This is a genomic window from Amycolatopsis sp. NPDC054798 (assembly GCF_053611505.1).
In genome coordinates this window covers 15,554-37,069 of record NZ_JBSHAM010000079.1, presented here as the reverse complement: position 1 = coordinate 37,069, position 21,516 = coordinate 15,554, and the positions used below count along the sequence as shown (strand labels likewise).

20 protein-coding genes are annotated in these 21,516 nt (G+C 69.2%); 12 read left to right on the top strand and 8 right to left on the bottom strand.

From position 1 onward, the window contains the following. Window positions 1-36 precede the first annotated feature (36 nt). Entirely contained in the window at window positions 37-2,004 is a 1,968-nt protein-coding gene (locus tag ACWGIC_RS34675) for an SDR family oxidoreductase (RefSeq protein WP_452080145.1), read from the bottom strand. A 64-nt stretch (window positions 2,005-2,068) separates the two neighbouring features. Then, window positions 2,069-2,305 carry a hypothetical protein gene (locus tag ACWGIC_RS34670; RefSeq protein ID WP_452080144.1) on the bottom strand — a complete coding sequence of 79 codons (237 nt, stop codon included), beginning with the start codon at window positions 2,303-2,305 and terminating at the stop codon, window positions 2,069-2,071. Window positions 2,306-2,485: 180 nt separating this feature from the next. Here ACWGIC_RS34670 and ACWGIC_RS34665 point away from each other — a divergent pair, with 180 nt between their 5' ends. Further along, window positions 2,486-3,730, top strand: coding sequence for an NAD(P)/FAD-dependent oxidoreductase (locus tag ACWGIC_RS34665; protein ID WP_452080143.1), 1,245 nt, complete (start codon window positions 2,486-2,488; stop codon window positions 3,728-3,730). Here ACWGIC_RS34665 and ACWGIC_RS34660 read toward each other — a convergent pair. Continuing rightward, a complete protein-coding gene (locus ACWGIC_RS34660) occupies window positions 3,684-5,081 on the bottom strand; it encodes a Bcr/CflA family multidrug efflux MFS transporter (protein ID WP_452080142.1) in 1,398 nt (465 codons plus the stop codon). The two genes, ACWGIC_RS34665 and ACWGIC_RS34660, sit on opposite strands and share 47 nt — an antisense overlap. Window positions 5,082-5,268: 187 nt before the next feature. On the opposite strand from ACWGIC_RS34660, the gene ACWGIC_RS34655 reads away from it, so the two are divergent. Genes ACWGIC_RS34655 through ACWGIC_RS34630 form a run of 6 tightly spaced genes read left to right on the top strand, consistent with a single transcriptional unit; the run spans window position 5,269 to window position 11,769 of the window. Next, the gene (locus ACWGIC_RS34655) at window positions 5,269-6,123 is read left to right on the top strand and encodes a fumarylacetoacetate hydrolase family protein (RefSeq protein WP_452080141.1); all 855 of its coding nucleotides are present in this window, start codon (window positions 5,269-5,271) and stop codon (window positions 6,121-6,123) included. 1 nt (window position 6,124) lies between these two features. Next, window positions 6,125-7,426, top strand: coding sequence for an enolase C-terminal domain-like protein (locus ACWGIC_RS34650; protein WP_452080140.1), 1,302 nt, complete (start codon window positions 6,125-6,127; stop codon window positions 7,424-7,426). Beyond that, window positions 7,423-8,181, top strand: a complete 759-nt coding sequence (locus tag ACWGIC_RS34645; protein ID WP_452080139.1) for an SDR family NAD(P)-dependent oxidoreductase — start codon at window positions 7,423-7,425, stop codon at window positions 8,179-8,181. Before ACWGIC_RS34650 ends, ACWGIC_RS34645 begins: the two co-directional genes overlap by 4 nt. 39 nt (window positions 8,182-8,220) lie before the next feature. Next, window positions 8,221-9,261 (top strand): sugar ABC transporter substrate-binding protein, encoded by a 1,041-nt coding sequence (locus ACWGIC_RS34640; protein WP_452080138.1) that lies wholly within the window; start codon window positions 8,221-8,223, stop codon window positions 9,259-9,261. Beyond that, on the top strand, window positions 9,258-10,760 hold the full coding sequence (locus ACWGIC_RS34635; RefSeq protein WP_452080137.1) for a sugar ABC transporter ATP-binding protein: 1,503 nt from the start codon (window positions 9,258-9,260) through the stop codon (window positions 10,758-10,760). The genes ACWGIC_RS34640 and ACWGIC_RS34635 overlap by 4 nt, the downstream gene beginning before the upstream one ends. Next, on the top strand, window positions 10,753-11,769 hold the full coding sequence (locus ACWGIC_RS34630; protein WP_452080136.1) for an ABC transporter permease: 1,017 nt from the start codon (window positions 10,753-10,755) through the stop codon (window positions 11,767-11,769). Before ACWGIC_RS34635 ends, ACWGIC_RS34630 begins: the two co-directional genes overlap by 8 nt. Before the next feature lie 878 nt (window positions 11,770-12,647). Here the strand turns inward: ACWGIC_RS34630 and ACWGIC_RS34625 are convergent. Next, complete coding sequence (locus ACWGIC_RS34625; protein ID WP_452080135.1) at window positions 12,648-13,364, bottom strand: FadR/GntR family transcriptional regulator; 717 nt, start codon at window positions 13,362-13,364, stop codon at window positions 12,648-12,650. A 74-nt stretch (window positions 13,365-13,438) separates the two neighbouring features. On the opposite strand from ACWGIC_RS34625, the gene ACWGIC_RS34620 reads away from it, so the two are divergent. The 3 genes from ACWGIC_RS34620 to ACWGIC_RS34610 are packed head-to-tail and all read left to right on the top strand — an operon-like array spanning window position 13,439 to window position 15,569. After that, window positions 13,439-13,771 (top strand): L-rhamnose mutarotase, encoded by a 333-nt coding sequence (locus tag ACWGIC_RS34620; protein WP_452080134.1) that lies wholly within the window; start codon window positions 13,439-13,441, stop codon window positions 13,769-13,771. Beyond that, window positions 13,747-14,742 (top strand): aldo/keto reductase, encoded by a 996-nt coding sequence (locus ACWGIC_RS34615; protein WP_452080133.1) that lies wholly within the window; start codon window positions 13,747-13,749, stop codon window positions 14,740-14,742. Before ACWGIC_RS34620 ends, ACWGIC_RS34615 begins: the two co-directional genes overlap by 25 nt. After that, window positions 14,739-15,569 (top strand): amidohydrolase family protein, encoded by an 831-nt coding sequence (locus tag ACWGIC_RS34610; protein WP_452080132.1) that lies wholly within the window; start codon window positions 14,739-14,741, stop codon window positions 15,567-15,569. The genes ACWGIC_RS34615 and ACWGIC_RS34610 overlap by 4 nt, the downstream gene beginning before the upstream one ends. Before the next feature lie 100 nt (window positions 15,570-15,669). Here the strand turns inward: ACWGIC_RS34610 and shbA are convergent, their stop codons facing one another. Both shbA and ACWGIC_RS34600 read right to left on the bottom strand, forming a co-directional pair. Then, complete coding sequence (gene shbA / locus ACWGIC_RS34605; protein WP_452080131.1) at window positions 15,670-16,326, bottom strand: RNA polymerase sigma factor ShbA; 657 nt, start codon at window positions 16,324-16,326, stop codon at window positions 15,670-15,672. A gap of 325 nt (window positions 16,327-16,651) precedes the next feature. Next, complete coding sequence (locus tag ACWGIC_RS34600) at window positions 16,652-17,068, bottom strand: GtrA family protein (RefSeq protein WP_452080146.1); 417 nt, start codon at window positions 17,066-17,068, stop codon at window positions 16,652-16,654. A gap of 1,053 nt (window positions 17,069-18,121) precedes the next feature. Between ACWGIC_RS34600 and ACWGIC_RS34595 the strand changes: the two genes are divergently transcribed. Then, window positions 18,122-18,319 (top strand): hypothetical protein, encoded by a 198-nt coding sequence (locus tag ACWGIC_RS34595; RefSeq protein WP_452080130.1) that lies wholly within the window; start codon window positions 18,122-18,124, stop codon window positions 18,317-18,319. A gap of 143 nt (window positions 18,320-18,462) precedes the next feature. Beyond that, window positions 18,463-18,768, top strand: a complete 306-nt coding sequence (locus ACWGIC_RS34590) for an iron-sulfur cluster biosynthesis protein (RefSeq protein ID WP_452080129.1) — start codon at window positions 18,463-18,465, stop codon at window positions 18,766-18,768. Between the two features lie 473 nt (window positions 18,769-19,241). Here ACWGIC_RS34590 and ACWGIC_RS34585 read toward each other — a convergent pair whose 3' ends face one another. Together ACWGIC_RS34585 and ACWGIC_RS34580 are read right to left on the bottom strand one after the other, a co-directional pair. Further along, window positions 19,242-20,369, bottom strand: coding sequence for a glycerate kinase (locus tag ACWGIC_RS34585; RefSeq protein ID WP_452080128.1), 1,128 nt, complete (start codon window positions 20,367-20,369; stop codon window positions 19,242-19,244). Beyond that, the gene (locus ACWGIC_RS34580; protein ID WP_452080127.1) at window positions 20,366-21,313 is read right to left on the bottom strand and encodes a 2-hydroxyacid dehydrogenase; all 948 of its coding nucleotides are present in this window, start codon (window positions 21,311-21,313) and stop codon (window positions 20,366-20,368) included. The genes ACWGIC_RS34585 and ACWGIC_RS34580 overlap by 4 nt, the downstream gene beginning before the upstream one ends. Between the last annotated feature and the right edge of the window lie 203 nt (window positions 21,314-21,516).

The following is a 21,516-nucleotide window of genomic DNA, read 5'->3' as shown; positions in this document are numbered from 1 at the left end:
GCCGTTTCCAACCCCCAACCCCCACCCACGACGCCGCTAAACCTTCCGCCGCCAGAACATCCTGGTGAGCGTCGCCGCGACCGCGGCCGGAGCGGGCTGTCGCGGCCGCCCCTTGGCTTCCGGTGCGGATTCCGGCATCACCCGGTACACGAGGTGCGCCGCGAACCGGGCGAGGTCCGGTGCCGCCAGCGTGGCCAGTTCCGCGGCCCGGCCCTCGGGCAGGCTGAGGATCTGCGGCCGCTGCTCGATCGCCTTCACCACCAGAGCCGCGGCGCGTTGCGGCGAACTCGAGGGCAGCCCGCGGTACCCGGTCGGCGCGATCATGTCGGTGCGCACCAAGGGCATCCGGACCGAGGAGAACGTGACGCCGTCGGACAGTGTCTCCCGTCCGGCGGTCAGGCTGAACTCCTCGAGCGCCGCTTTTGAAGCCAGGTAAGCGGAAAACCGCGGGGTGTCGGTCTGCAGGCCCTGCGTGGTGACGTTCACGACGTGGCCGAACCGGCGTTCGGTCATCGACGGCAGCAGGCCGAGGATCAGCCGCACCGGCCCGAAGTAGTTGATGGCCATGGTGCGTTCGTAGTCGTGGAAGCGTTCCGTCGACAGCTGCACCGAGCGTCGGATGGACCGTCCCGCGTTGTTCACCAAGACGTCCACCGCACCGTGGTCGGCGAGGACTGCCTTCACGAGACCGTCGACCGCGTCGCCGTCAGTGAGGTCGCACGGGTACGCCGCTGCTTCGCCGCCAGCGGCGGTGATCTCGCTACGCACGTCTTCGAGTTCTTCGGCCCGGCGCGCGACGAGAAGCACCTTCGCGCCGCGACGCGCGACAGCAAGCGCTGAAGCCCGCCCGATGCCAGACGAAGCACCGGTAATGAGTACGACGCGACCTTTCAGCCCTGGGCGGCGAGCGTGGTCTGGGTCGAGATGTGCGCGCCAGTAGCGGTACAGCGGTTCGGCGTAGTCGCGAAGCTCGGGAAGGTGGACACCGCTGCCATACAGCTCCGAAGTGGTGCGCGCGGTGTCGAACTCCACCTCCATGTTCAGGTGGGGGAGTACTTCGAGCGGAATTCCCAGCTCTGTCAACACTGCTGCCCGCGTCGCACGTCCAGTCGGCAGACGGTCCACGGCCTTCGCGAGGCGGGACGCTGTGCTGCGAAGCAGGCCAGACCGCACTGTCGTGCGTACACGCGGCGCTCCGGCAACGCGGGCGAAGGCGTTGTAGACCTCGTGCAGCTTCTGCGGTCGCGGCGAAGCGAGGTGATAGGTGCTGCCCGAAGGCGCTTCGCGGTGCATGAGGTTTTCCATCGCGGTCACGACATAGTCGACCGGGACGAGGTTGGTGGCACCGAGATCAGGCGCGACGAGCGGAAGCTGTTTCGGCAACGCGGCGAGACGCGAGATGGTGGGCAGGAAGTAGTACGGACCGTCGATCTTGTCCATCTCGCCGGTGCGCGAATCGCCGACGACCGCCGAGGGCCGGTAGACGCGGAACGGCACGCCGGACTGCTCGCGGACCAGCTTCTCGGCCTCGAACTTCGTTGCGTGGTAAGGAGAACTGAAGGACTGTCCGAGGTCGAAGTCGGCTTCGGTGAAGCGGCCGGCGTGATTGCCCGCGACGGCGATGGACGAGACGTGGTGCAGCAGTCCCGCGCCGGCCGCCTCGGCGAAGGCGAGCAGGTTCCGGGTGCCGTCGACGTTCGCGGCCCGGTTCGCCGCGTCGTCGGCGGTGAAGTCGTAGATCGCGCCGAGGTGGACGACGTGATCGATCCCGTCGATCCCGGTGTAGCCGGCCGGGTCGAGGCCGAGCAGCGGTTCGGTGAGATCGCCGACGGCGGGGACCAGGCGTTCGGCGTTCGGCCAGTCCCGCGCGAGCGCGGCGAGGCGATCGCGCGAGGTGTTGCGGACGAGCACGTGGACGGCGGTCGTCTCCCGCCGCGCGAGCAACCGGGCGACCAGGCGCTTCCCGAGGAAGCCCGTCGCGCCCGTGACGAAGTAGGTGGTCATGGCCGGCACCTTTCGGGGTCTGCGGGTGCCGACTCTACCTACTGATGAGTAGGAACGGTAGTTGTCAGTCGGTTCCGGTGCGTCGCGCCGACGTCGCGGTGGCCACCACGGCGTCGCGCAGGGCTGCACGCAGCCGTCCGACCTCGAGCGGCCCCAGTACGGCCGCCTCTCCCGGCGGCGCGACCAGGACGACTTTGTCGTCGCTGCTCACGAACACCGTCACCTCCCGGCGCCTGCCCGCCAGGTCTCGGCAGCCGACCGTCCACTCGTTCCGTACCGCACTGTCGTCCCGCGCTGTCACGACCCTCGCCCTCCGATCACGTAGTGCCCGTGTCCTTCGTGCGGGGGTGTGACCTCGCCCTCCGGGGCGGCTTACGCCGGTTCACCCGAATTGCCTACCGGCCGGTTTTCTACGGGATGTGACCAGCCGGATACCGGAGTAGCGTCGGCCACCGCACGCCGCGGGCACTCGGGAGGACGGATGTCGGAACCTCGGAAGATCGTCGTCGTCGGATCCGGACTGGCCGGTGCTACTGCGGCGGCGACAGTCCGGGAACGCGGTTTCGACGGCGACGTCCTGCTGCTCGGAGCCGACACGCACCGGCCGTATGAGCTGCCGCCGTTGTCGAAAGCCGTGCTGCTCGGCAATGCGGAGGAACCGGACTGGGTCCGCGACGAGGGCTACTGGGCCGAGCACGACATCCGGCTGCTGTCCGGCACCACCGCGACCCGGATCGAATTGGGCGCACGCCTGGTCCTCGACGACGCTGGCGGCGAGCATCGCTACGACCGTCTGGTGTTAGCGACCGGCTCGCGCCCGCGGACGTTGAAGGTGCCTGGCGGCGACCTGCCCGGCCTCTACACGCTTCGCACCCTCGACGACGCATTGCGGCTGCGGGAGGCTTTCGAGGCGGCGAAGCGCGTACTGATCGTCGGCGCAGGCTGGATCGGCACCGAAGCCGCCGCAGCCGCGCGTACGCACGGTGCCGAGGTGACTGTGGTCGCTCCGGAAAAGCTGCCGCTCGCCAACGTCCTCGGAGACGAGGTTGCCCGAGCGTTCTACCGTCTGCACGAAGAACACGTCGTGCAGTGGCGTCTCGGCGAAGGCGTCGCTGCGATCACCGGTGACACCGCAGCGACCGGTGTCCGACTGTCCAACGGCGAAGAGCTGTACGCCGACGTTGTCCTCATCGCGGTCGGTGCGGTCCCTCGCATCGAGTTGGCGCACGCCGCTGGCCTGGAGCTGGCAGACGACGGCGGCGTCGACGTCGATGCCGGTTTGCGTACAGCGGCACCGGACGTCTACGCGATCGGCGACATCGCTTCGGAGTTCCATCCGCGCTACGGCCGCCGCGTACGAGTCGAGCATTGGGCGACAGCGCGTACGCAGGGCGAGCACGTGGCTGGCAACCTCTTCGGCGAGCACGAGCCGTACCTGAACAGCCCGTACTTCTTCTCCGACCAATACGACCCGGACCGCGGCGGCCCGGCGATCGGCTGCGAGTACCGCGGCCTGCCTGACCTGGACCGGGACCGCGTCGTGGTGCGCGGAGACCTCGACGCCTACGACTTCACCGCGTTCTGGGTGACCCCGGGCGGAGAGGTTTCGGCCGCGATGAACGTCAACCAGTGGGACGACGGCGACGCGCTGGAGAAGCTGGTCGACGAACGGATCGCGGTCACCGCCGACCAGCTGCGGAGCGGGAATCTCGCCGATTTGGGCTGACCGCCAGCGTCGCGAACGACAGCAAAGCGAGCACCCCGAACCCGGCCATCGTGGCAGTCATCGGAACCGCCGTGCCGGAACCGCCGAGCCCGACCAGCGGGGTCGCGATCCCGCCGATCGCGAACTGCAGCACACCCAGCAGCGCCGACGCCGACCCCGCCGTGCGCGCGTGCCCGGCGAGTGCGAGCGAACTGGCATTCGGGCTGATGATCCCGATGCAGGAAACCATGAACAGCAACGGAATCAGCAACGCTGGCAGCGGCAGGCGCAGGAGCGCGGCAGCCAATGTCACGAGCCCGGAAAGCGTCGACACAGCGAGCCCCGCGCGCAGCAGCGTCCGTTCGGGGAACCGGCCGACCAGCCACCCGTTGAGCTGCCCGGCGAGCACGATGCCGACCCCGTTCAGCCCGAAAACGATGCTGTATTCCTGCGGGCTCAGGCGATAGACGTCCTGCAGCGCGAAGGACGAACCCGAGATGTACGCGAACAACGCGGCGAAATTCAGTCCAGCGGTCAGGGCATAGCCGAGGAATGTGCGGTCGGCGAGCAGTCGTCCGTACGTGCGCAGCACTCCGCCGAGCCGCGCCGGGTGCCGACGCTCGACCGGCAGCGGCTCCGGCAGCGCGAACGCGACCGCGACGAGCAGCAGCGCGCCGAACGCGGTGAGGACGACGAATACGCCGCGCCAGGACGTGAACGTGAGCAACTGCCCGCCGAGCACTGGAGCGAGGATCGGCGCGAGGCCGTTGACGAGAAGCAGGAGCGAGAAGAACTTCGTCATCGCTTTGCCGGTGTAGAGGTCGCGGACGGCCGCGCGGGCGATCACGATCCCGGCTGCCGCGCCGAGCGCCTGGACACTCCGCGCGGCGATCAACAGCTCCACGCCTGGACTCACCGCCGCGGCTACCGACCCGGCGATGTACAGCCCCAGCCCGATCAGCAACGGCCGTCGCCGCCCGAAGGAATCCGACAGCGGCCCGGCGACGATCTGCCCGACCGCCAGTCCGATGACGAACGCGGTCAGCGTCAGCTGGACGGTGGTGTCGGAGGCCTGGAAATCGCCCGCCATCCGGGGGAGGGCGGGCAGGTACATGTCGATGGAGAGCGGGCCGAAGGCGGAGAGGCCGCCGAGAACGAGGAGACGTCGGATCTTGCCCTGGCCGGGGTGCTCGGGGAGGGTGGCGGAGTGATCGGCCGTCGAATGATCCGGCGCGGAGCGATCGGCAGCCGCCGACCGCCGCGGCAGGTCGTCCGCAGGCGGCTTTTCCCGTTCAGCGGCACACAAACCGCTCTCGCCGGCCGGCCCGTCCGCCTCGCCGGGATCCCGCCCGGTCGCCTCTCCTGGTCCCATTCGCGCCGCACCGTCTCCCTCGTCGTGGCGGGACCACCCCGCCAGAACGAGTGTCCGTTATCCGCCCGACAGCCCGGTGATCGGATCAATTTACACGGCAAATCCAGCTTCCCTCTAGATCTGCCGCCCGTCCATGCGCTATACATCGGATGTATCGCGAAGTCGGTGTCGAGAGAGGGGAACGTCTGTGCGGTTTGTGCGTCTCGGGGCAGCGGGGGCTGAGCGTCCGTTCGTCCGTGCCAGTGACGGCACCCTCCACGACCTCTCCGGGGTCACGCCGGACATCGACGGCGCGTTCCTCGCCGGCGACGGGCCGGCGAAGGCCGCGCAGGCGCTCGAAGCCGGGGAACTGCCGGTCGCCGACGGGACCGGGCTGCGGGTCGGCGCGCCGATCGCCGCGCCGGGCAAGATCGTCTGCATCGGCATGAACTACCGCCGCCACGCCGAGGAAACCGGCGCGGCGGTTCCGGCCGAACCAGTGCTGTTCATGAAGGCCCCCGACGTGATGGTCGGACCGTTCGACGAGGTGCTCGTCCCGCGCGGCTCCACGGCCACCGACTGGGAGGTCGAACTCGGCGTCGTCATCGGGAAAACCGCCCGCTATCTGGAAAGCGCGGACGAGGCGCTGGCGCACGTCGCCGGGTATGTCGTGTCCAACGACGTCTCCGAGCGCGATTTCCAGCTGAACCGCGGCGGCCAGTGGGACAAGGGCAAGAACTGCGAGACCTTCAACCCGCTCGGCCCGGAACTGGTGACCGCCGACGAGATCCCCGACCCGCAGGCGCTCGGGCTGCGCACCTGGGTCAACGGCGAGAAGGTACAGGATTCGTCCACAAAGGACATGGTGTTCGGCGTCGCCGAGATCATCCGCTACCTGAGCCAGTTCATGGTGCTGCGCCCCGGCGATCTGATCAACACCGGCACCCCGGAGGGGGTCGCGCTCGGGCAGCCGGAACCGAAGCCGTACCTGCGTGCGGGCGACGTCGTCGAGCTGGAAATCGACGGCCTCGGCAAGCAGCGCCAGACCTTCGGGCAGGCCTGACATGGCGAAAATCGTGGCCATGGAGGTCCGGGACGTCCGGTTCCCGACGTCGCGCGACCTCGACGGTTCGGACGCGATGAACCCGGATCCGGACTATTCGGCGGCCTACGTCGAACTGCACACCGACGCCGGGCCGGACGGTTACGGCCTTGCGTTCACCATCGGACGCGGCAACGACGTACAGGCCGCCGCGATCCGCGCGCTGGCACCGCATGTGGTCGGCCGCGACGTGCCGGAGGACGCGGAAGCACTCGGCGCGCTTTCGAGGGCGTTGGTCGGCGACTCGCAGTTTCGTTGGCTGGGACCGGAAAAGGGCGTCGCGCACATGGCGATCGGGGCGATCGTCAACGCCGCGTGGGACCTCGCCGCGCGTCGCGCCGGGCTGCCGCTGTGGAAGTTCGCGTCACGGATGACGCCGGAGGAACTGGTGTCCCTTGTGGACTTCCGTTACCTCTCCGACGCGCTTACCGAACAGGAAGCGCTCGACATCCTGCGCGCGGCCGAATCCGGTAAAGCGGAACGGATCGCTCGGCTCGAAGCCGAGGGTTATCGCGCGTACAGCACGTCGGCGGGCTGGCTCGGCTACTCCGACGCGAAACTGGTGCGGCTGGCCGAACAGGCCGTCGCCGACGGTTTCGAGATGATCAAACTGAAGGTCGGCGGGAATCTCGAGGACGATGTCCGGAGGATGAAGCTGGCCCGCGAGACGGTCGGGGCGGACATCCGGATCGCTGTCGACGCGAATCAGCGATGGGATGTCGCGACGGCGGTGTCGTGGATGACCGCGCTGGCTCCGTTCGATCCATATTGGATTGAAGAGCCGACCTCGCCGGACGACGTGCTCGGCCACGCGGCCATCGCGAAGGCGCTCGCGCCGATCAAAGTCGCGACCGGCGAGCACGTGCAGAACCGCGTGGTGTTCAAGCAATTGCTGCAGGCTGGTGCAATCGACGTTTTGCAGCTCGATGCCGCACGCGTCGGCGGGGTGAACGAGAATCTCGCGATCCTGTTGCTCGCAGCGAAATTCGGCGTTCCGGTGTGTCCGCACGCCGGTGGGGTCGGGCTGTGCGAGCTGGTGCGGCATCTGTCCATGTTCGACTTCGTGGCGGTGTCCGGTTTGGACGAAGACCGGACCATCGAATGGGTCGACCATCTGCACGACCACTTCACCGATCCGGCTGTCGTACGCGGCGGCCGCTACCTCGCTCCGACCGCACCGGGCTTTTCCGCGCGCATGCACGACGCTACGCTGCGCCGGTTCAGCTTCCCGGACGGTCCTGAATGGACGGAGAACGCGCAGTGAGCGAATTCGACGGCCTGGTCGCCGCGGTCACCGGCGGCGCTTCGGGAATCGGCCTGGCCACGGCGAACCTGCTGGCCCAGCGCGGCGCACAGGTGGCCGTGCTCGACCTCAAGACCGACGAGGTGCCCGAGCCGCTGGCCGGATTCCGCTGCGACGTGACGTCGGACGCCGAGGTCCGCGCCGCCGTCGACGCGGTGGCCGAACGCTTCGGCCGGCTCGACATCCTGGTCAACAACGCGGGCATCGGCGCGCAGGGCGACGTCACCGCGAACGACGACGATGAGTGGCACCGCGCGTATGACGTGAACGTCGTCGGCATGGTGCGCACGGCTCGTGCCGCCTTGCCGCACTTGAAGAACTCGCCGTCGGCGGCGGTCGTGAACACCTGCTCGATCGCCGCGTGGGCCGGGCTGCCCGCGCGGGCGCTGTACTCGGCCACGAAGGGCGCGGTGCTGTCGCTGACCCTCGCGATGGCCACCGACCACCTGCCGGACCGGATCCGCGTCAACTGCGTGTGCCCCGGCACCGCGGACACCCCGTGGGTCGGAAGGCTGCTCGACACCGCCGCGGACCCGTCGGCGGAGCGGGCAGCACTCGCCGCCCGCCAGCCGATGGGAAGGCTGGTGACCGCGGACGAGGTCGCGAACGCGATCGCGTACCTCGCCAGCCCGCTTTCGGCATCGACTACCGGCACCGCGCTCGCGGTGGACGGCGGCATGTACGGCCTGCGCCCGCGCGGACCCGTGCAGAACTGATCTGCTTTGCCAACAAGGCCTGTCATCAAGGAGGATGCGGTGCGTACGAAGGTGATCCGGCTGGCCGCCGCGGTGGCCGCCTGCGGTTTGGTGCTCGGTGCGTGCGGGTCCACTAAGGACAAACCGGCGGCAGCGGCCAACAGCGGCGGCACCGGCAAGGTCGGGGCGACACTGCCCCTGCTGACCTCGCCGTTCTGGCAGGCCTACAACAAATACGTGCCGCAGATGGCGAAGGAGCAAGGGCTCGACGCGCTGCCCACGGTGAACGCCGACAGCGACCCGGCGAAGCTCATCACGGACATCGGCACGCTGCTCAGCCAGGGCGTGAAGGGGCTCGTCGTCACGCCGCTCGACTCGGCCGCGGTCGTCGCCGGGCTGAAGCAGGCCGAGAACAAGGGCGTCCCGGTGGTAGCGGTGGACGTCGCGCCGGAGAGCGGCAAGGTCGCGATGGTCGTCCGTGCGGACAACAAGGCGTACGGCAGCAAGGCGTGCGAAGAAATCGGCAAGCGCGTGAAGAGCGGCAAGGTCGTGCAGGTGATGGGCGACCTCGCGTCGGTCAACGGCCGCGACCGGTCGGCGGCGTTCCGCGAGTGCATGAAGCAGAAGTATCCGGACGTCAAGGTGCTCGAGGTCGCCGCCGAATGGAAGGCGGACAAGGCGTCGTCCGGTTTGGACAGTCTGCTGACCGCGAACCCGGACATCAAGGGCGTGTACATGCAGGCGGGCGGCGTCTACCTGGCGCCGACCGAGCAGGCGCTCAAGCGCAAGAACCTGTTCTTCCCGGTCGGGGACCCGAAGCACGTGGTGCTGGTGAGCAACGACGGCATCCCGCAGGAACTCGCCGCGATCCGCAACGGCGAACTCGACGCGACCGTTTCGCAGCCTGCCGACGCCTACGCCAAGTACGGCATGTACTGGCTCAAGAAGGCGATGGCGGGCGAGACGTTCAAGCCGGGCCCGACCGACCACGACTCCACGATCGTCGAGATCAGCCCCGGCATCCTGGAAGATCAGCTGCCCGCGCCGGTCGTCACCAAGGACAACGTGGACGACAAAGCTTTGTGGGGTAACAACCTGTGAGCGCACCGGTCGTACAGGCGGACGGCGTCGGAAAGCGGTACGGGCCCACCGTAGCGCTGGACGACGTCAGCCTCACCGTGCGGCCCGGCGAGTCTCACGCACTCGTCGGCCGCAACGGGGCGGGCAAGTCCACCCTGGTCTCCATCCTCACCGGACTGTCCGAAACGGACACCGGCAGCGTTTCCTTCGGCGGTGCCCCGGCCCCGCCGTTGTCCAAACAGGACGACTGGAAAGCGCGCGTAGCGTGCGTGTACCAGCACGCGATGGTGGTGCCGCAGCTGACGGTCGCGGAGAATCTTTTCCTGAACCGGCAGGCGCAGGGCGGTTTCGCGATCGGCTGGAAGAAGCTGCGCCGGCAGGCTCGGGAGCTGCTGGACTCGTGGGACGTCCGGGTCGATGCGGACACTCCGGCGGGCGATCTGTCCGTTGAGGACCGTCAGTTCGTCGAGATCGCCCGAGCGTTGAGCTACGGTGCCCGGTTCATCGTGCTGGACGAACCGACCGCGCAGCTGGACAGCCAGGCCATCGAGCGGCTTTTCGAGCGCATGCGGCAGATGCAGGAGAACGGCGTCACCTTCCTGTTCATCTCGCACCACCTGCACGAGGTTTACGAGGTGTGCCAAGCGGTTACCGTCCTGCGCGACGCTCGGCACGTGCTCACCGCCCCCGTCGAAGAGGTCAGCCGCGCGGCACTGGTCGACGCGATGACGGGGGAGCAGGGCGGCCTCGCCGTGCGCGACGCAGCCACCCGCGACCCGCTAGCGGTGGACGCCGAAGAGGTCCTAGCCGTCGATGACCTGTCCGGCGACGGATTCCACGACGTCTCCCTGCGAGTGCACCGCGGCGAGGTAGTCGGACTCGCGGGCAGCAACGCGAGCGGCAAGCACCAGGTGGCCGAGACGGTTTACGGCCTGCGCGCGCCCACCTCCGGAACCGTTTCGGTCAACGGAAAACGTCTGCCCTCCGGCGACATTCCCGCCGCTCTGCGCGCAGGAATCGGTTGTGTCCCCAGGGATCGGCATCACGAAGGTCTCGTGCTGGAACACTCCATTATGGACAACGCGACCCTCTCCGTGCTCGACCGGATGGGCCGCGGCGGCCTGGCGTCGCCGAAGGTGCGCCGGGAACGCGGTTCACGGGCCTTGACCGCCTACGACATCGTGGCCGCCAGCCCGGACCAGCCGGTTTCCGATTTGTCCGGCGGGAACCAGCAGAAAGTCGTGCTCGCCAGGGCCTTGGAAAGCGACCCGCGCGTGGTGGTGCTGATCAACCCCACCGCGGGAGTGGATGTGAAGTCGAAGGAGGCCCTGCTCGCGGTCGTGGACCGGGTGCGGGCCGAGGGGAAGGCGGTGCTGCTCGTGAGCGACGAGCTGGACGACCTGCGCCTGGCCGACCGGGTGCTGGTGCTGCGCGCCGGCGAGGTGGCCGCCGTTCACCAGGCCGGCTGGTCCGACGGGGACCTGGTGGCGGATATCGAAGGAGTCGGGCTTCATGACTGACCTGATGAGCGACCCGCAGACGGCGCTGCCCGCGGTGCGGGCGAAGCGCCGGAAGTCGGCGTGGCTGCGCGAACTGGCGCTGCTGCCCGCGCTCGTGGTGGTGTTCGTGATCGGCGGGCTGATCAGCGACACGTTCTTCACCTTCGACAACATCATCAGCATCCTTTCCGCGGCGGCCGCGTTGTCGCTGGTCGTGCTGGGCGAATCGCTGGTCCTGCTGACCGGCAAATTCGACCTGTCGCTGGAATCCACGATGGGCATCGCCCCCGCGATCGGCGCGATGCTGGTGATCCCGGCCGCGTCGGCGGGCTTCGGCACCGAATGGCCCGCGGCGCTCGGCCTGGTGGCGGTCCCCGTGGTGGGCGCGCTGATCGGGTTCGTGAACGGCTTCCTGATCGTGAAGCTGAAACTGAACGCGTTCATCGTGACCTTGGCGATGCTGACGGTCCTGCGCGGCACCCAGATCGGCACGACGAACGGCAAGACCCTGTTCGACCAGCTGGACGCGTTCACCGCTTTGGCGACGACGACGTTCGCCGGCCTGCCGATGTCGGTGTGGCTCGCGGCGGTGCTGTTCGCGGTCTTCGGACTGGGCCTGCGCTACCACCGAGCCGGCCGCTCGCTGTACGCGATCGGCGGCAACCGCGAAGCCGCGCGGGCCGCGGGCATCCGGGTGGACCGGATCTCGTGGGCGGTGTTCGTGGTGGCCGGGGTGCTGGCGGCCATCGGCGGTCTCGCGTACACCGGCTACGTCGGCGCCCTCGGAGCCGACCAGGGCGACGGTCTGATCCTGCAGGTCTTCGCCGCCGCGGTCATCGGCGGCGTTTCACTGGACGGCGGGCGGGGCACGTTGGTCGGGGCGCTGACCGGGGTGCTGTTGCTGCAGTCGGTGGACAGTTTGTTGCGTATTGCCCAGGTTCCGGCGGAATGGCTGAAGGCGATTTACGGGGGGATCATTTTGATCGCGTTGATCATCAGCCGGTACGCGGGTGGAAAGCCCCAGACCTGATCGGCGGAGGTTCGGTGATCATCCGACCTTCTCGGCGGGTTGGTTCGGGGAGCGGTCTGGCGGGCGGTGCGATGGCCGGGGCGGTGGCCGGTCTGGTGGGTGGTCCGGTGGACGGGTCGGCGGGCGGTCCGGTGGTCGTTCTGGTGGGTGAGCCGGTGGACGAGTCGGCGGTCGGCCAGGCGGCTGGGCCGGTGGACGGTGCGGTGGTCGCCTTGGCGGGTGAGTCGTTGGACGGGTCGGCGGGCGGCGGCTCGACGGCTGGTGCGGTGAAAGTCCCCTCCAGAGCGCTGGAGGCAGGATCAATGAAGGGACCCTTCATTCGGCCGGTCGGCGAACGACTCTCCACCGCTTCAACCGAACGTGCGCGATGGGTCCTTTCGCTTCTCTCGCTCTGGCACCTGACGGTCCCCGCCCCGCCACACGCGCGAAAGTCCCCGTCACGCTGGGCAGGCGTGTGTGATGGGTCCGTTCGCTTGGGTCGTCATGGTGTGAGGGGGCCCGTCACTCCCGGCACCCCCGTCGCACGGGCGCGAAAGTCCCTGTCATCCCGGCCGGGCGTGTGTGATGGGTCCGTTCGCTTGGGCCGCCATGGTGTGAAGGGTCCCGTCGCTCCCGACATTCCCGTCGCTCCTGTCGCACGGGGGCGAAGGTCCCTGTCGCTCCGGCGGGGCGTGCGTGATGGGTCCGTTCGCTTGAACCGCCACGGCATGAAGGGTCCCGTCACTCCCGCCCCGCAGCCACGAAAGTCCCCCTCGCACCAGCCGAACGCGAATGAAGGGTCCCTTCACTCCTACCAGCAAGGAGTGAAGGGACCCTTCACCACAACAACCCGCTCAGGAACCGCCGACCGCGCCGACCACTCCGCCTGCTCCGTCCGATCAGGACGCGGCGGGCTCGGCGTCGTCGCCAGCCGCGGCGTCCTCGACCAGGGTGCTTCGGAGCCACTGCTCCACCCCGGCCACGTGCACCGTCGCCCACGACCGGGCCAGTTCCGGTTCTCGCGCGGCGATCGCGTCGTAGATCGCGGCGTGTTGTTCCCGGGTCCGGGCTACCGCGCCTTCCTGGGTGAGGCCGCGCCAGATGCGGGCTCGCGCCGTCGGGCCGGACAGGCTTTCGAGCAGCGAGCACAGCACCGGATTGCCCGAGCCGTCCGCGATTTTGCGGTGGAACTGCAAATCGTTGGCCACCAGCGCTTCGACGGTCGGCGCTTCCTCCAGTTCGCCGAGCAGCGCGCCGAGTTCGGCGACGTCCTCGTCGCGCATGTGCAGCGCCGCCATCGCGGTGGCCGCGGGCTCCAGAATCCGCCGCACGGCAAGGAAATCGAGCACGGTGTCGTCGCGGTGGAAGTCGACGACGAAGGTCATCGCGTCGAGCAGCAGGTTCGGCTCCAGGCTGGTGACGTACGTGCCGTCGCCCTGGCGCACGTCCAGCACCCGGATCAGGCACAGCGCCTTCACCGCTTCCCGCAGCGAACTGCGGGAAAGCCCCAGCCGCTGCGCCAGCTCGGCCTCCTTGGGGAGCCGGTCGCCCGGAGCCAGCTCGCCCGAAATGATCATGTCCTTGATCTTGTCGATCGCGACATCGGTGACGGGCATCGGGACCGCCCTCCCTGCAGAGACCTCGGATGTTTACCCCCTACAGCGTGCCACGACTCCCGTCAGGAGGAACGATGACCCACGGCCCGGCGCCGCAAACGGTCGCATTGCGCACCCGGCTCAAGCCCGGAATGGAGAAAACCTACGAGGAGGTGCACGCGGTGATCCCCCAGGACCTGGACGCCGCACTGCGCCGCGCCGGGGTGCGTTCGTGGCGGATCTGGCGCGACGGGCTCGACCTGTTCCACTTCGTCGAGGTGGACGATTTCGAGCAGATGCGCACGAAACTCGCCGCCGATCCGGCTGACATCGCGTGGCAGAAGCGGATCAACGAACTGCTCGACCTCGACCATTCCGACGTCGCCCGCGGCCTCGGGCTGGTATGGCAACTCCCGGCGGAGGCGTGACCGTGGACCTTCCTCCGCTGGGACTCGGCGGTGCGCAACTGGGCAATCTCTACCACGCGGTGCCGGACGAAACCGCCGCGGCGAGCGTGCGGCGGGCGTGGGACGAGGGAATCCGCTATTTCGACACCGCGCCGCACTACGGGCTCGGGCTGTCCGAACGCAGGCTCGGGGCCGCGCTGGCGGCGTATCCGCGGGACGAGTACGTCCTGTCGACGAAAGTCGGACGGGTGCTGGAACCGCGTGCGGTGGCCCCCGGGGAACGCGACGACCAGGGCTTCGACGTTCCCGGTACTTACCGCCGCCGCTGGGATTTCAGCCGCGACGGGGTGTTGCGTTCGCTGGAATCGAGCTTGGAAAGGCTGGGCCTCGACCGCGTCGATCTGGTGTACGTGCACGATCCGGACGATCATTTCGAGGAAGCGGTTTCGGGTGCGTTCCCGGCGTTGCTGGAGTTGCGGGAGCAGGGCGTCGTGAGGGCGATCGGCGCGGGGATGAACCAGGCGCCGATGCTGGCGGAATTCGTGCGCCGGTTCGATCTCGACCATGTCCTGATGGCCGGTCGCTACACCCTGCTGAACCAGCCGGCTTTGGACGAACTGTTGCCGCTGTGCGTCGAACGTGGTGTCGGCGTGGTGGCCGGAGGAGTGTTCAATGGCGGAATTCTCGCCACGGAACAACCCGGCACTATTTACGACTACGCGGCTGCGCCTGCGGATCTCGTTGAGAAAGCGCAGAATATCGCGGAAATCTGTGCGCGGCATGGCGTTTCGCTGCCAGAGGCCGCGCTCGCGTTGCCGCGCACGCACCCGGCGGTGGTGTCGGTGGTCGTCGGCGCGCACGACGCCGAGCAGGTGTCGCTCAACGTTCGCCGGGCAGCGGCGAATATCCCGGCCGCTCTGTGGGACGACCTCACCGACGCAGGCTTGCTGCGGTCGTCCGCCCGCTCGGTCGTCTCCGGAGGAACCCCGTGATCGATTCTCACCACCACCTGTGGGATCCCGCGCGTCGCGAGTACCCGTGGATGTCCGGCGACGCACTGGACCCGATCCGCAAGCCGTACACAGTCGACGATCTGCGCACGGTGACCACCGCGGCAGGCGTCCACGCCACCGTGCTGGTGCAGACCGTTTCGGACGAGGCGGAAACCGAGGAATTCCTTGCCACGGCCGCGTCCGAGCCGCTGGTGGCCGGCGTCGTCGGCTGGGTCGACCTCGCCGCCCCGGACGTGTCCGACCGGCTCGCCCGGTTGCGCGAACTGGGCCCGCTGGCCGGCATCCGGCACCAGGTCGAGGACGAGCCGGACCCGGAGTGGCTGCTCCGTCCGGAAATCCAGCGCGGCCTGGCCGCGGTCGGCTCCGCCGGCCTGGTCTACGACCTGCTGGTGGCACCGGCGCAGCTCGCCGCCGCGCGGCAGGTCGCCGAACGTTTGCCGGACCTGCGGCTGGTCCTCGACCACGCCGCGAAACCTGGCATCGCGGCAGGCGAATGGCAGCCGTGGGCGGACGGCGTGGCATCGCTGGCCGCGCACGACAACGTGCACTGCAAGCTGTCCGGCTTGGTGACGGAAGCCGACTGGCGCGAATGGCAGGTGGGCCATTTGCGCCGCTACGCAGACCACGTTCTCGAGTCGTTCGGCGCGAACCGGGTCATGTTCGGCTCCGACTGGCCAGTATGCGAACTCGCGGCAGCGTACGAAGTCGTGCTGGACGCGGCAGTGTCGCTGACCGGCGGGCTGAGCGACCCGGAACGGCTGGAGGTCTTCGAGCACACGGCGGCACGCGTTTATGAGTTGAGCTGAGCGATGCGGCGGGTCATTCCAGAGTGCCGCGGGAAGCAGGGCCTGTCGACCAATTCCGCGGTCCGCGGCGGGGTTCCAGCCGTTCGAGTGACGAAACGGCTCAGAAGTCCTGGCCCTGCACCATCTCGCGGAGCTTGGCCAGCGCACGGTGCTGCGTGACGCGGACGTTGCCTGCCGAAATGCCCAGCGTTTCAGCCGTCTCGTTCGCGCTGAGGCCCACGACGATGCGCAGCGCGAGGATTTCCTGCTGCAGCGGGGCGAGGCGGGTGAGCAGCTCCTGCAAGCGGCTGCCGAGGTCGAGGCGCAGCGCGTGCGATTCCGGCTCGTTGCCGCCGGCGAGCGGATGCTCTGGCAGTTCGGGCACCGGCTCGGACCGGTCGCGCGCGACGGCCCGGTAGGCGTCGGCGACCTTGTTGGCCGCGATCGCGTGCACGAGGTAGAGGAACGACCCGCCGCGGTCCTGGTAGTCGGGCAGGGCCTTGAGCACGGCCATGCAGACGTCCTGCGCGACGTCGTCGGCGGCGAGGTAAGAGAGGTCGCGGCCGCCCATCCGGGCCCGGCAGTAGCGGGCCACGACCGGGCGGAGCACGTGCAGCAGGTCGGCGATCGCGGCTTGATCGCCCTGTCCCGCGGCGCGTACGAGCGGATCGAGGTCTTCTTTGGTCAGGCGTCCGCCGGATCGGGGGAGCGTCGCAGGGCTCACGTAGCCCGCGACGTCGGACCCCGCTGTGCGGGACGTCTTCGACGGTGCTGTCATGGTCGTCTCCCCGGCAACCCTGCGACCGTCGCTGTCTTGGGGTCAACACTCTGTGATGTTGCGGTCGCAAGTACTCCGATCGAACGGGGGGAGTACTGCGATCGTTGCGACGCTCCGTAACCTTAAGCGGCCGGAGGCCGACCGTCCACATTTCAACTACGAATACCCCGTTAGCAGCAGTGGTCTTGACACAAACGAGACCAGCCGACGCACAGTACGAATCCAGCCTCGCAGCATGTGCGGATGTCCGATTTTATGCGTCACGAAGAGTGATAGCCGGGTAGCACAACAGAGAGTGGTCGCACTGCGGGTAGAACGGGTTCCACTACCGTTGGTGATCTTGTGCCGCGTCCGTTCGCCGCGCCCGGGCGAAAACCCACCAGCGCAGCACGGCGAACCGGACGACCCCGCCGACGAAACTGGCCGCGAGAAGCGCGGCGGTCTGCTGGCCGGCCGAGGGGCGCGCGACGACGGCGTCGAGGGCCGCGAGGACGAGTGATCCGTAGCCGGCGTAGAAGGCGAATGTGACGAGATCCTGGAGATGCCGTTTGCCCGCGCGGCTGCTCCGGTTGGCGAACGTGACGCGGCGGTGGAACTCGGTGTTGCCGACAGTCGTGATCGCGAGCGCGGCGAGATTCGCCCATTGCGCGCCGATTTCCGGGCGGAAAGCGAGGAAGAGGACGGCCTGCAGGCCAGTGGTGACGACGCCGGCGGCCAGGTACCAGGCGGCATGGCCCCCGATCTCGCGGCGGCGGGCGGCGCGGTGGCCGGGTTGGTGTGGCCGATGATCGGCAACGCCCGGAGACGCTGGATGCGGGGCGGGAGCGGGGGCAGGGTGGTGGTGCCGCGCGTCGGACTCGTTGACGCGGGCCACTTCGGACTTCGCCGACCGGTGGGCGGTTGCGAGGACCGTGGCGGAGCTTGGCGACTGGGTGCCTTCATCGGCGATGTTGTTGCCGGTTTCTGGCGACGACAGGTGTGCGTCGCCGGTTGCCGTTAAAAGGCCAGCGCTGTTCGGATTAGCCGTTGAGTGGCGAGGGGTGCGTTCGCTACTGGGCGCCGGTCGGTGCGGCTCGGCGTGGTTGGTTGCCGATTCGCGGCGAGTGGCGCTCGCATTGGCCATCGAAGGGCGACCGGAGTGCCCGTGGCTGGCGTGCGGCCCTCTGCTGTCAGAGGCCGGTTCACTCTGGTTCGCCGTTGAGTGGCGACGGGCGTTCTCCTCGCGGCGGTTGGCAGCGGAGTCGCGCGGGTCGCGACGATGGTCGATCTCGCCGGAGAGTGCGGCCAGGCGATCGTCAGCTGGGCGATGCCGGTCAGTGTCCTTGGCGAAACCCGGGACGTGGCGGTTCGAAGGTTCGTCGAGCGTGCGGAATTCCGGCGCGGGGTCGATCGCGTCGGCGCCGAGCGGGTCGCTGGCGGCGTCTGGGCCGGGTTTGCGCCGGGGGCGGATTCGGATCCGGCCGCGCGGCTTCCACCTGGTGGTGGTCATGGTCCGACGCTAGCTCCGCTTCGCCCGTTGATGCCCTGGCAGACCCAGGGAAACCCCTGTGATTCCGACGACAGCCGTTCGGCCCGTTTCACCGGAGGCCGCCTCGGGTAGCTCACCACGAACAATCCGGACTTTCGGGAGGTGCCCGTGAGCGATCCCGGTGACGACGCTCCTCGCGAGAGTGAAAGTCCCGGTGCGGACAGTTCCCGCGTCGACTCGCCCCAAGCTGCGGTGCTTCAGGGAACGGCTTCCGATGACGTCCGTGAAAGTCAGCGCGCGGGGGAACGGCCGGAGGTCCGGCCGCCGGTGGCTGACGGACTAGCCGAGAGATCGTCCGCCGTCGCCGCTGCTGGGGACCCTGGCAGCGGAGGCGGCGCGGATCCGGTGCCGCTCGACCCGGCTGAATCCGGCTGGCCGGCGGTGCCCGATCAGGGCGAACGGGTCGACCACGGCGGCTGCACGGTCGCCGACGCGATCCGGTCGGCCATGGCCCGAAGATCCTGATCTCAAACGTATTTGTGACAGGTTCCACCGCCGCGGCAGCGGTCTGGCGCTCACACTGCGCGACCGTCGTGCCGCCTTTAGCGTGAAAAACCACCCTGCAACCGACCGCGCGCATCCGACTGCGACGAAGGGAAGGCCGAAAGATGCTGACCGTTACCGAAGCCGCCGCCGAGGCGATCACCGCGCTGACCGCCGAGCAAGGCAGCGACTCCGAACAGAGCGGCCTGCGCTTCGCGCTGCAGAGCATGGAAGGCGACGGTGCACAGCTGGCGCTGTCCGTAGCCCCGGCTCCGGAGGACGGCGACCGCGTTGTCGGCGCCGACGGCGGGGCGAAGGTCTTCCTTGAGCCGCAGGCAGCCGCGTTGCTCGACGACAAGGTCCTGGACGTCCAGCAGGACGACACCGGCGACGTCGCCTTCGCTGTCCTGCCTCAGCAGCAGTCCTCCTGACGGCTGGGCCGCTCGGCGTTCTCGGCGGTCGCGGTGCTCCGGCCCGGGGCGACCGCGATCGGGCCGACTTCGCTTGCTGCGGCGTAGCTCCGGCTTTCTGCAAGCGCCCGGCCACGGGTTCGGGCGGCGGGTTTCAGTCCGCTTGATCCCGTGCGCCGTTCGCCGGTGCTGTCGGACGTTTCGAGACGTCCGGGCCCGGTGATCCATGGCTGAACCCCCGGCGGCACCGCCGTCCAAGACGTGGGTTGTCCAGACCATGAGTGGCCGCGTTGTTGTGCGGAAGTGGGGGGGCGGGGGGGAGGCGGAGGGCATGATGGAGTGTGGTCAGACGGCGGCGCCGGCCACGGCGCGCGAGGTTGTTCCTCGGCTCACCCCCCGCCGCCCCCCCCCCAATCGCGGGGGGTTGCCCAGACATTGCGGGCCGGGGTTTTTGGGCGTATGGGCTCCGGGGGTTGAGCGGGGCCCCACTTCTGTCATTTGGCGCGCAGCCAGTCCCGCACCAGCGCTCCGGCCTGTTCGCGCAGCAGTTCCGCGGCGTGGCCGCGGGCGTAGTCCAGCGACGGCGCGTGGTCGATCAGCGCGCTGCTGCCCACGACTCCCAGCCCGGCCAGCGCGTCCGCGTCCAGCTGGATCCGCCCGGCGAGCACGAGCAGCGGGACTCCTGTCCGCCCGGCGCGAGCCGCGATGCCCGCCGGGGCCTTGCCCGACAGCGATTGTTCGTCCAGCGAACCCTCACCGGTGATCACCAGATCCGCGCCGGTCAGTGCGGTGTCGACGCCGGTCAACGCGGCGATCAGGTCGAAGCCGGACTCGACCGTCGCGCCGAACCCGGCGATCGCTCCCGCCGCGACACCTCCGCCGGCCCCGGCTCCGGGCAGGTCGGACACGTCCGGTGCGCCAGCCCGCGCAAGCGCTTTCGCCCAGTGCGCCAGTGCTTCGTCCAGCGCCTTGACGTCGTCCGGGCCAGCACCCTTTTGCGGACCGAACACCGCCGCCGCCCCGTTCGCGCCGAGCAGCGGATTCGTCACGTCCGTCGCGACTGCGACCGGCACGGCTCCCAGCCGTTCCCGCACCGGACCCAGGTCGACGCGCGCGACCTGTGCCAACGACCCGCCGCCGAGCCCGACCGGCGCACCGGAGGCGTCAACGATGTCGGCACCCAGCGCGGCCAGCATCCCGGCACCGCCATCGGTGCTCGCCGTGCCGCCGACGGTCAGCACAAGCCGCCGTGCCCCGCGGGCGAGAGCGTCGTTCAGCAACTCGCCGACGCCCGACGTGTGCGCGGCCAGCGCGACTTCCCGGCTCGGCGTCACGAACTCGATCCCGCACGCGCGCGCCGATTCGACGTAGGCCGTGCCGTCGAGCAGCACGTACCGCGCTTCGACCGGTTCGTCGAGCGGACCGCGCACGGACAATCGCACCATCGAGCCGCCCGCGTTCTCGAGCACCTCCAACGTCCCTTCGCCGCCGTCGGCGACTGGGCACGCGGAGATCTCGGCGTCCGGCAACGCATCGCGCACGCCGTGCGCAATCGCTTCCGTCGCCTCGACCGCGGTCAGGCTTCCTTTGAACTTGTCCGGCGCGATCACGACCCGGGTCACCGGCGCACCTCCGTCAGCGGCTCGGCACCAGCGAGCACCGACACGACGTTGCGCGCGGCCAGCACCGCCATCGCCGTCCGCGTTTCGACCGTCGCCGAACCGAGGTGCGGCGTCAGGACCACGTCGTCACGGTCCAGCAGCCGCGGCTCGACGTCCGGCTCTTTCTCGAACACGTCCAGCGCCGCGCCCGCGATCTCGCCGGCTTCGAGCGCGTCGGCCAGCGCCGACTCGTCGACCACCGGGCCGCGCGTGGTGTTCACCAGGTACGCACTCGGTTTCATCGCCCGCAATGCGTCCGCGTCGATGAGGTGCCGGGTCTCGGGAGTCAGCGGACAGTGCAGCGACACGAAGTCGGACCGCCGCAACAGCTCGTCGAAGGACACGAACTCGCCGTCGAAGTCCGGTTTCGCCGACCGTCCGGAGTAGACGACCCGCATCCCGAACGCCGCTGCCCGCGTCGCCACCGCACGGCCGATCTGCCCGAGCCCGACGATGCCGAGCGTCTTGCCCTGCAGCCCGGACCCGAGCAGGAAACCGAGGTGGAACGACCACGGCTGCCGTGCGCGCAGCAAACGTTCTCCCTCGCCGAGCCGCCGCGAGACGGCCAGCAGCAATCCGAACGCGAGATCCGCGGTGGCGTCGGTGAGCACGCCCGGCGTGTTGGCGACCACGATCCCGCGTTCCGCCAGTGCACTGACGTCCACGTTGTCGTAGCCCACCGCGACGTTCGCGACGACCTTCAGCTGCGGACCCGCCGCGTCCGCGACTGAGCCGTCGATCCGGTCGTGCAGCATCGACACCACCGCGGCCGATCCGGCGACGAACTTCCGCAGTTCCTCGGGCGTGAGCGGCCGGTCCTCGGGCGAGATCTCGACTTCGCCTGCTTCGCCGAGCACCTGCACGGCCTCGTCCGGGATCCAGCGGGTGACAGCGATTTTCGGCATGCCGAGCAGCCTAATGCCGACCGTGCCGCCCGAGCGAGGTTCGCGGCGCGCTCACCGCCGGACACCCGCCTGAGCTGCGACGGAGCGTCCAACCGCGACAGAACGCCACCGACGTCGACAGTGCCTGAATTCCGCATTGCGGTACCACGCAACGAAATTCCGGTCTGCTGCCGCCCGCGTCGCCCTGTGCCGGCCGCGAAACC

Coding starts and splice junctions, on each gene's coding strand:
- ACWGIC_RS34630 (WP_452080136.1), top strand. CDS start 10,753: ATGACTGACCTGATGAGCGACCCGCAGACGGCGCTGCCCGCGGTGCGG.
- ACWGIC_RS34665 (WP_452080143.1), top strand. CDS start 2,486: ATGTCGGAACCTCGGAAGATCGTCGTCGTCGGATCCGGACTGGCCGGT.
- ACWGIC_RS34650 (WP_452080140.1), top strand. CDS start 6,125: ATGGCGAAAATCGTGGCCATGGAGGTCCGGGACGTCCGGTTCCCGACG.
- ACWGIC_RS34615 (WP_452080133.1), top strand. CDS start 13,747: ATGGCAACTCCCGGCGGAGGCGTGACCGTGGACCTTCCTCCGCTGGGA.
- ACWGIC_RS34625 (WP_452080135.1), bottom strand. CDS start 13,364: ATGCCCGTCACCGATGTCGCGATCGACAAGATCAAGGACATGATCATT.
- ACWGIC_RS34590 (WP_452080129.1), top strand. CDS start 18,463: ATGCTGACCGTTACCGAAGCCGCCGCCGAGGCGATCACCGCGCTGACC.
- ACWGIC_RS34580 (WP_452080127.1), bottom strand. CDS start 21,313: ATGCCGAAAATCGCTGTCACCCGCTGGATCCCGGACGAGGCCGTGCAG.
- ACWGIC_RS34675 (WP_452080145.1), bottom strand. CDS start 2,004: ATGACCACCTACTTCGTCACGGGCGCGACGGGCTTCCTCGGGAAGCGC.
- shbA (WP_452080131.1), bottom strand. CDS start 16,326: ATGACAGCACCGTCGAAGACGTCCCGCACAGCGGGGTCCGACGTCGCG.
- ACWGIC_RS34620 (WP_452080134.1), top strand. CDS start 13,439: ATGACCCACGGCCCGGCGCCGCAAACGGTCGCATTGCGCACCCGGCTC.
- ACWGIC_RS34660 (WP_452080142.1), bottom strand. CDS start 5,081: ATGGGACCAGGAGAGGCGACCGGGCGGGATCCCGGCGAGGCGGACGGG.